General features: G+C 58.6%; 7 protein-coding genes, 1 tRNA gene and 2 pseudogenes. 2 read left to right on the top strand and 8 right to left on the bottom strand.

Annotated elements, in window-relative coordinates; translation table 11 throughout:
* Position 1 precedes the first annotated feature (1 nt).
* The 6 genes and pseudogenes from ACTBDU_RS09225 to ACTBDU_RS09250 all read right to left on the bottom strand — a co-directional run bounded on the left by ACTBDU_RS09225 (position 2) and on the right by ACTBDU_RS09250 (position 3,435).
* Positions 2-130 carry a LysM peptidoglycan-binding domain-containing protein gene (locus tag ACTBDU_RS09225; protein ID WP_438806266.1) on the bottom strand — a complete coding sequence of 43 codons (129 nt, stop codon included), beginning with the start codon at positions 128-130 and terminating at the stop codon, positions 2-4.
* Positions 130-1,647, bottom strand: coding sequence for an N-acetylmuramoyl-L-alanine amidase AmiB (gene amiB / locus ACTBDU_RS09230; protein ID WP_438806267.1), 1,518 nt, complete (start codon positions 1,645-1,647; stop codon positions 130-132). Before amiB ends, ACTBDU_RS09225 begins: the two co-directional genes overlap by 1 nt.
* Positions 1,644-2,123 (bottom strand): tRNA (adenosine(37)-N6)-threonylcarbamoyltransferase complex ATPase subunit type 1 TsaE, encoded by a 480-nt coding sequence (tsaE, locus tag ACTBDU_RS09235; protein WP_438806268.1) that lies wholly within the window; start codon positions 2,121-2,123, stop codon positions 1,644-1,646. The genes amiB and tsaE overlap by 4 nt, the downstream gene beginning before the upstream one ends.
* Before the next feature lie 9 nt (positions 2,124-2,132).
* Positions 2,133-2,921 (bottom strand): annotated as a pseudogene (locus ACTBDU_RS09240) (NAD(P)H-hydrate dehydratase).
* A complete protein-coding gene (locus ACTBDU_RS09245; RefSeq protein WP_438806272.1) occupies positions 2,922-3,185 on the bottom strand; it encodes an NAD(P)H-hydrate epimerase in 264 nt (87 codons plus the stop codon).
* Entirely contained in the window at positions 3,172-3,435 is a 264-nt protein-coding gene (locus ACTBDU_RS09250; RefSeq protein ID WP_438806273.1) for an NAD(P)H-hydrate epimerase, read from the bottom strand. Before ACTBDU_RS09250 ends, ACTBDU_RS09245 begins: the two co-directional genes overlap by 14 nt.
* Before the next feature lie 189 nt (positions 3,436-3,624).
* On the opposite strand from ACTBDU_RS09250, the gene queG reads away from it, so the two are divergent.
* Positions 3,625-4,764, top strand: coding sequence for a tRNA epoxyqueuosine(34) reductase QueG (queG, locus tag ACTBDU_RS09255; RefSeq protein WP_438806269.1), 1,140 nt, complete (start codon positions 3,625-3,627; stop codon positions 4,762-4,764).
* 585 nt (positions 4,765-5,349) lie between these two features.
* On the opposite strand, the gene ACTBDU_RS09260 is transcribed toward queG, so the two are convergent.
* Both ACTBDU_RS09260 and ACTBDU_RS09265 read right to left on the bottom strand, forming a co-directional pair.
* On the bottom strand, positions 5,350-5,562 hold the full coding sequence (locus ACTBDU_RS09260) for a hypothetical protein (RefSeq protein WP_438806270.1): 213 nt from the start codon (positions 5,560-5,562) through the stop codon (positions 5,350-5,352).
* Between the two features lie 109 nt (positions 5,563-5,671).
* Positions 5,672-5,746, bottom strand: a tRNA-Gly gene (locus tag ACTBDU_RS09265).
* A gap of 380 nt (positions 5,747-6,126) precedes the next feature.
* Here ACTBDU_RS09265 and ACTBDU_RS09270 point away from each other — a divergent pair.
* Positions 6,127-7,482: pseudogene (locus ACTBDU_RS09270) on the top strand (cation:proton antiporter).
* Positions 7,483-7,710: the final 228 nt, after the last annotated feature.

The raw sequence follows: 7,710 nt of genomic DNA on the forward strand, positions 1-7,710 counted from the left end.
CTTAAGTGGGCGGTATGGGCAACGGCTGCCCCAGCATGACGTTATTGGACGTCATATTATTGGCGCGCTTGATAGCGCCGGGGGACACCCCGTAGTGCGTGGCGATACGTTGACCGTTATTGCCGCGCACTACCCGATGCCGACGCGGCGCGGCCTGGACGCTGTCGCCGGCGGGGGAATACGCAGCCGCTGTCCTACCCAGACACCGTCTTTTTTCAGCGCGTTAAGCGTCCGAATCGACGCCATGCTGACCCCGTACTGGCGGGCGATGGAAGACAGCGTCTCGCCACGTTTGACGATATGACCACCGCTAGCCGGCGCCAGTGCATCGGCCGCGGAGCTAACGCCCTGCGGCCGGTTTTCGAGCTTTGGGCCGGTTTGCAGCGGATGCGCCAGGAAATAAGCGCGTAAGCCCAGATACAGGGCGTTGGCGATCTTATCCTGGTATGCGTTGCTACCGAGTAGCCGCTCCTCCCGGGTATTACTGATGAAACCGGTTTCCACCAGCAGCGACGGAATATCCGGTGAACGCAGGACGCCGAGGCTGGCGTGTTCCGGCTGGCGCTTATGCAGCGCACCCACCCGCTGCAGTTGGCCCAGCACCTTCACCGCGATGTCATATCCCACCCGCTGCGAGTGGCCGAACTGGAGATCCAGCACCGCCTGACTGAGATAAGGATCGGCATGGTTGTTGGCAAGCAAATCGCCCGCGCCGCCCAGCAGCTCCGACTGTTTCTCATGCTGCTCCAGCCAGTTTGCCATTTCACTGTTGGCGCGCCGGTTGGAGAGCACCCATACTGATGCCCCGCTGGCGCCGCGATTGGGCGCGGCATCGGCGTGAATGGAGACCAGCACGCTGGCGCCCTTTTTACGCGCGACATCAGAGCGGCCCATCACCGAAATGAAGTAATCACCATCGCGGGTCAATACCGGCTTAAACATGGGATCCTCGTCGAGCAACGTTTTCAGTTTGCAGGCGATGGCGATGGTGACATTCTTCTCATGCAGGCCGTTGGGACCCGTCGCCCCCGGATCCTGACCGCCGTGGCCGGCGTCGATGCCCACCACTACCGGTTCGGCACCTGCCGACAACCGACCGCGCGGTGTCGGTGTCGATGCCGGCGTCGCCACCGCAGCGGTGCTCTCCACCACCGTCACCCGGTTGGTAAACGGATGTTTCACCGTTTTTGGCGGCGGTGGCGCGCTCGAAACAGCCTCGGCAGCGCGGGTCCGTGGCGCAGGTGCGACGGCGGTTGTCTGCGGGCTGGTTACGGCCAGAACAACATTATAACGCTTGTCGACCTGCCGTATCGTGGCCTGTGCGCGGGATTTGCGGGTCAGCTCGAAAACCAGACGCAAACTCTGCTTATCGACCGGCGTACTGGTGCGAATGCGCTTAATGACATTCTCGCCGCTGAACTCGAGGGGCAATCCCTGCACCGGGCCGCTCTGGCGGATATCTACCACCACCCGCTCAGGATTATGCAGCGAGAAAAAGGCGTATATCGGCTGTTGCTTAAACCCGAGCGTCACCGTCGCTTGGCTGGCGCTGTTCGCGATGTTGATATCGCCGAGCGTCGCCGCTGCTGCCTGCCCCATCATCAAACCCACCGCCAACACCAGCATTATCCTGAACTTTAGCATCATGAAGGCGTTCCCTGTGGCGGCGCCAAGCGGGCCAGAACGTGCTCGCCGATGGCGCTCAGCGCTTGCGCTTGCGCCTGCTGGCCGTCGCCCTGATACTGCAACGTCAGCGCGATATCCGCCGCCGGCAAAACACCCTCCCCGCGTTGTGGCCACTCCACCAAACACAGGGCGGTGTCATCGAAATAGTCCCGCACTCCCATAAACTCAAGCTCCTCCGGATCCGCCAGACGATAAAGGTCAAAATGATAGACCGTCCAGCGAGGTAACGCGTAAGGCTCGACCAGGGTATAGGTCGGACTTTTCACATTGCCCGCATACCCCAACGCACGCAGAAAACCACGGCAAAATGTGGTTTTGCCGGCGCCGAGATCGCCATAAAGGTAAATCACGCAGGCTTGCCGGCAGGCGGCGGCCACTGCAGCGCCCAGTGCGACGGTTGCCGTATCATCCGGCAGGGGTATTACACGTTTTTCCATGTCTGGTTTCTATGCGGTAAACTCAGGATTAACAAATAGACACAATGCCGGCAGCAAATCTGTAGCCAACATACCGCGCGTGCCTTTTTCCGCCGCCAGATGGTCGGCGGTGGCGCCATGGACCACGCAGCCGGCACAGGCTGCATCATACAGCGACAGCTTTTGCGCGAACAAACCGCCGATGATACCGGACAAGACATCCCCCATCCCCCCCGAGGCCATGCCCGCATTCCCGACATCGGCGACAACGACGGCGCCATCCTCGGCGGCCGATAGTGTACCAGCGCCTTTCAGCACCACGACGCCGCCATAGAGTCGCACCAGTTGGTGCGCTATATAACCGGTTACTCTCAATGTCGCTGACACTGCCATTCAGTAGGCGGGGGCCTCACCGGGGTGAGGCGTAATAATTCGATTGTGACGTTTCTCAGGATTGAATGCCAGCAAGTTAAGCGCATCGGCGTCCCACAGCATTGGTTTGTCACGATTTTCTACAGCGCGCAACGCATTTTCCCCCCAACTTTCCTGCCCGAGGCCCGGACCGATCACCACCACATCCGCCCAATCCAGCCTTTGCTGTAACGTGTCGCGGGTCAGCGGTGCCACCATGAGTTCCGGCCGGGCGGTCAACAGCGGCGGGATATTCTCTTCGCGCGTGAGCACGTGCACCAGCCCGGCGCCACAGCGCAGCACGGCCTCCCCGGTCATACGAATGGCGCCGGCAAACCCGTGATCCCCACCGACAATCAGCAGGCGCCCGTTGTCGCCTTTATGCGCGTAAGGATCGCGCGGGGGCAACTAGCGCGGCAGTTGCGCCGCGCTGAGCCGGGCCAGCAGCAGTGTTTCCCGTTTGAGCCACTCACCCAAACCCAAATCGTCATAATGCAGCCGATTGATCACGCTGCGCGCTTTACCGGTCAGCAACCCCGGTTTCAGGGCGATAAACGTGGAGGTGTGGGCGGCGCGAATGACCTCCCCTGACGTCGCGCCGGTGTCGGCGTCCAATCCGGAGGGAATATCCAGTGCGAACACCGGCGCGGGATGCTGGTTAGCCGCGATGATAAGCGCGCGGTAAGGGTCGCGCGGCGCCGCTTTGAGTCCTGTTGATCACCTCCACCTCCTCCGGCCAGGGTTGGTCGGCCGGATGTATTTCCCCGCCCGCCGCCCGCCACGCCGCTTTCGCTTGTTCCGCTTCGGCGGGTAGGGGATGTTGGCCGTCGTAGGCCAGCACCGTAACCTGCTTGCCGCCGCCGGCAAGCTTCGCCACCACATAGCCGTCCCTGCCGTTGTTACCGTGCCCCGCTAACAGCAGCCGGCGCCGGGCGCCCGGGGTAGAGCCAAAGAATGCGTTGGAATGCCGCCGCGCCGGCGCGCTCCATCAACTGATACAATGAAACGCCCGCCAGCATGGCACCCTGGGCTTTCCCAACCCCGAAGCCATTCTGCACCGTAGACGGAGTGTAATAAACTAGGTGCAGAGAATGTGTTGTCGCGGTCAGTCATGTCTTATCCTTTCGATCTCTCAGAATTAGCCCGGCAGATTAAGCGCTGGGGGCAGGAACTGGGCTTTCAGCAGGTCGCTATTTGCGACACCGATCTTGCCGCCCATGAGCTGGCGCTGCAAACGTGGCTGGACCGCCAGTACCACGGCGAAATGGCCTGGATGGCGCCCACGGTATGGCTGCGTGCCCGACCACACGAGTTGCTGCCGGGTACCCTGCGGGTTATAAGCGTACGCATGGACTACCTACCGGCCAAAGCCGCCTTCGCGTCAACGTTGAAAAATCCCTCACTAGGATATGTTAGTCGCTATGCGCTGGGCCGTGATTATCGCAAAGTTTTACGTAACCGCCTAAAACAGCTGGGTGAGCCGATATGCGCCGCCTGCGGCACGGTAAATTTTCGCCCCTTTGTCGACTCTGCGCCTATCATGGAGCGGCCACTCGCGGCCAAGGCGGGTATCGGTTGGGTTAGCAAACACTCACTGATTTTAAACCGTGAAGCCGGTTCGTGGTTTTTTCTCGGTGAATTGCTGATCGATTTGCCGCTGCCGGTTGACGCACCGCAGCCTGAGCAATGCGGCCGCTGCATTGCCTGTATCACTACCTGTCCCACCGGAGCTATCGTTGAGCCCTATACCATTGACACGCGCCGTTGCATCTCCTATCTGACGATCGAACTGGAGGGGGAAATTCCTGAGGCGCTGCGGCCGTTGATAGGCAACCGTATCTATGGCTGCGATGACTGCCAGTTGATCTATCCGTGGAACCGCTTCTCGTCGCTGACCGATGAGCCGGATTTTAGTCCGCGCGCGGTATTGCACGCCCCAGAACTGCTGGAACTCTTTGGCTGGGATGAGGCGACATTTCTGCGTGTTACCGAAGGATCGGCGATTCGCCGCATCGGCCACGTGCGCTGGTCACGCAATATTGCCGTTGCGCTGGGTAACGCCCCTTATCAGGACGATATCGTGCTGGCGCTGGGGCGCCGGCTGGGGGAGCTGCCGCTGCTGGATGTGCATATTCATTGGGCTTTGGACAGACAGATGGCGCGACGACAAACCGCCGCCGTCACGGTACACAGCGCGCAACAAACACGGTTGGTCAGAGCCATCGAGAAAGGCTTAACGTGCGATGTCTAAGTGACGTCGCGTTAAGGAAAAGACCTCTTTCAACGACGACGCCCGCCCGCTGTGCATAAAAAAAATCCTTTGTCAATCAATAGTCACAAAAAACGCAAGCGATCTTACGTTTCATAATAAAAATTTATCTTTTTTTCAATTAGCTATGACAAAGCGAAATTTTCATCGTCCACGCACTCAGGGCCGGTGACCGCGGTAAGCCTATGGATAACTCTGTTTAAAAGATTACGACAAAGGATATAAGACAGACGCTGCGCTACCTTCAGCGGTGGATAAATTATTCACGAATTATTTCGCCTGTTGCGGAAAATAAGGCGGCGAAGGATCGTCTTGCAAGCACTTGCCGGTTGCGCGAATTCTGAAGAAAAGCTTATCAATACCGGCGTAACGGACTAGAGGTCGGCGCAATTCGCGACTTCTGTTGCCTGCAGGCGACCCCCTCAAGATCCAAAACGGCTACCCTGCGGCCAACGGTCCTTGCCTGCTCCTGGGTTAAGCCCCCCGGCGGTCATCGATCATTTCAGCGTTTCGTGCAGCAGGTAAAGTTCAGCCAAACCTCGCATTCTAAGAATGTGGGAACGTTCGCTAAGGCGCACGCGATGGCGATAACGCCAAGGTGGCGGAAAGGCAGAGAGGGAGGATATTGGCAGCCTCGATGACCAGGGCGCTGCGAGTCATGGCGTCATGGCGACAGTAATAGTGAGGGTGATAAAGGGGGGTAGCGGCGATAGTCACGATGATGACGATAGCCACGATAGCCACGATAGCCACGATGGCGACAATGTCCACGACAGCCATGATGGCGCCTATACGTCACACTTGGCGAACACACAGAAACAAAAAAGGGCCTGAAAGGCTTTTTTTTTGCCACCGGCGGCCAATCTACACAGGATCGGCAACCATTATTTGGAGCGGGAAACGAGGCTCGAACTCGCGATCCTAACCTTGGCAAGGTTGTGCTCTACCACTGAGCTATTCCCGCGTTAAAACTGCCATGCTGTCAGACGAATTCCCGGCAGCTTTATTATGATTTATGCAGTGCACCATTGCTGGCAAAGACGACAAGGGCATTTGGTTCTGATTGGATTAACAGCGTCATAAAACCACCTAACCTCTTGATTCCAATGTTTTTTAGATATCTCAATCTTCGAGATGGGCGCAATTATGGACTGCTTTAGCGTGAACGGCAAGCTTTTTTGAGGCCCGGCCTGCGACTGCCTAATTCGTCATCGCCCTGCCATCCTGTGCGCTTGACCGGTATGGCCGGCAGGCGCGGTTGTGTTTGATAGATTATACTAATTATACGCAATAAACAGTGATCGCCGTTGTCCGTGTCCGGCGAAAGACACCAAAGGAGAAACTATGGATTTTCTGGGATGGACCGCCGCTGTAGGAGGGCTGCTATTACTGATGTCGCTGGCCTCCGGCTGGATTAACCGCGGTCCGTTGACGGTCTTCGGCCTGTATTTGGTCGCCGGAATTATCTGTGGGCCGTGGATGTTGGGATTACTTCATCTCAACCTCGCCCAAGCATGCCGTGCTCGTCGCACGGATGACCGAAATCGCTATGGCCACCTTGTTATTCATCACCGGCCTGAAACTGGGCTGCCGTTCAGCGATCCCGGCTGGAGCATGGGCCTCCGCCTGGCGTTTCCCGCAATGGTACTCACCGTCGCCGGCATCACGCTGCTGTTTCATCTCATCACCGGCTTCTCGTGGCCACTATCCCTGGCGTTTGGTGCGATTGTCGCGCCGACCGACCCGGTGCTGGCCAGTTTAATTTCGGTGAATGACGCCAATAATGACGACAGCATGCGGGTTTCGCTCTCCAGCGAGGCGGGCATGAACGACGGCACGGCGTTGCCGGTGCTGATGCTAGCGATGGCGCTACTGGCCGCTAAAGTTAATTTTTCTGCCGGCTTGCTGCTCCATTGGGCGTTAAAAGGTATTTTGTGGGCGCTCTTAGGCGGGCTAGGTATCGGCTTCGGCATGGGAAGAGGCGTGGGAAAACTGGCGGCACGGGTGCGCAGCGCCCACCAGGATGTGGCGCCCAATAACTTTTTTGCCCTGGCGCTGATAGCGCTGAGTTATGCCGCCGCACAAAGCGTCGATGCTTCCGGGTTCCTGGCCGCCTTTGCAGGCGGCGTCGGGCTGCGCCGCGCCGAGGTGCGGGTGGTCAATCGCCATCCGCCCGAAGAGCTGGCGGAAGAAGAGCATTATCCCCCCGCGGAAATTTTGGTGAACCCCAACCGGCGCCACACGCTGGGCAACGGCGGGCTGGCTACCGCCGTCGGTCTTGTGGTCGGGGATGCCCTGTCGTTCGGCGATACGGTCGAGCGGCTATTCGCCGCGGCGATAATCGTGGCGTTGGGTATTTCCCTCGCTCATTACTGGGATCCCCAAGGTTTGGTGCTGGCGGCGATACTGTTTTTAGTCATTCGTCCGTTGGCGGTGTGGCTGGCTACGCTGGGTACCCACACGCCGCCGCTGCGGCGGCTGATGATTGGCTGGCTTGGCATCCGCGGCATCGGCAGCGTGAACTATATCGCCTACGCGTTCAGCCACGGTCTGGCCGGGAAAGACGCGAAGCGCATGGTTAACATGGCGCTAACGCTTATTGTCGCCAGCGTTATTGTGCATGGCATTACCGTAACGCCGTTGCTTAATTGGCGTCAGGCCAGACAAACCGCACGGCAGAAAGGCAGCGGAGATCGGTAAGTGGCGCCCGACGTAGCGCTATACTCGAGCGTTATCGAGGCCGGCAGGCGTTTTTCCCCGGCGCATGGGCCATATGCCCAACCGGCCGGCGGTCCTAGATCTGTGGGGTGGCAATCATTTCTAGACTCTTAAGTTAAACGATGGGTTAGCCGGAAGCCCTTTAATGGCGCGGCTTACAGAGATTTTACAAATTCTGGACTCGAATGACTGTGGTTTGAGCAAATTTAA

Source organism: Sodalis sp. (in: enterobacteria), assembly GCF_051710625.1.
In the GTDB taxonomy this organism is placed as follows: Bacteria; Pseudomonadota; Gammaproteobacteria; order Enterobacterales; family Enterobacteriaceae; genus JBPESN01.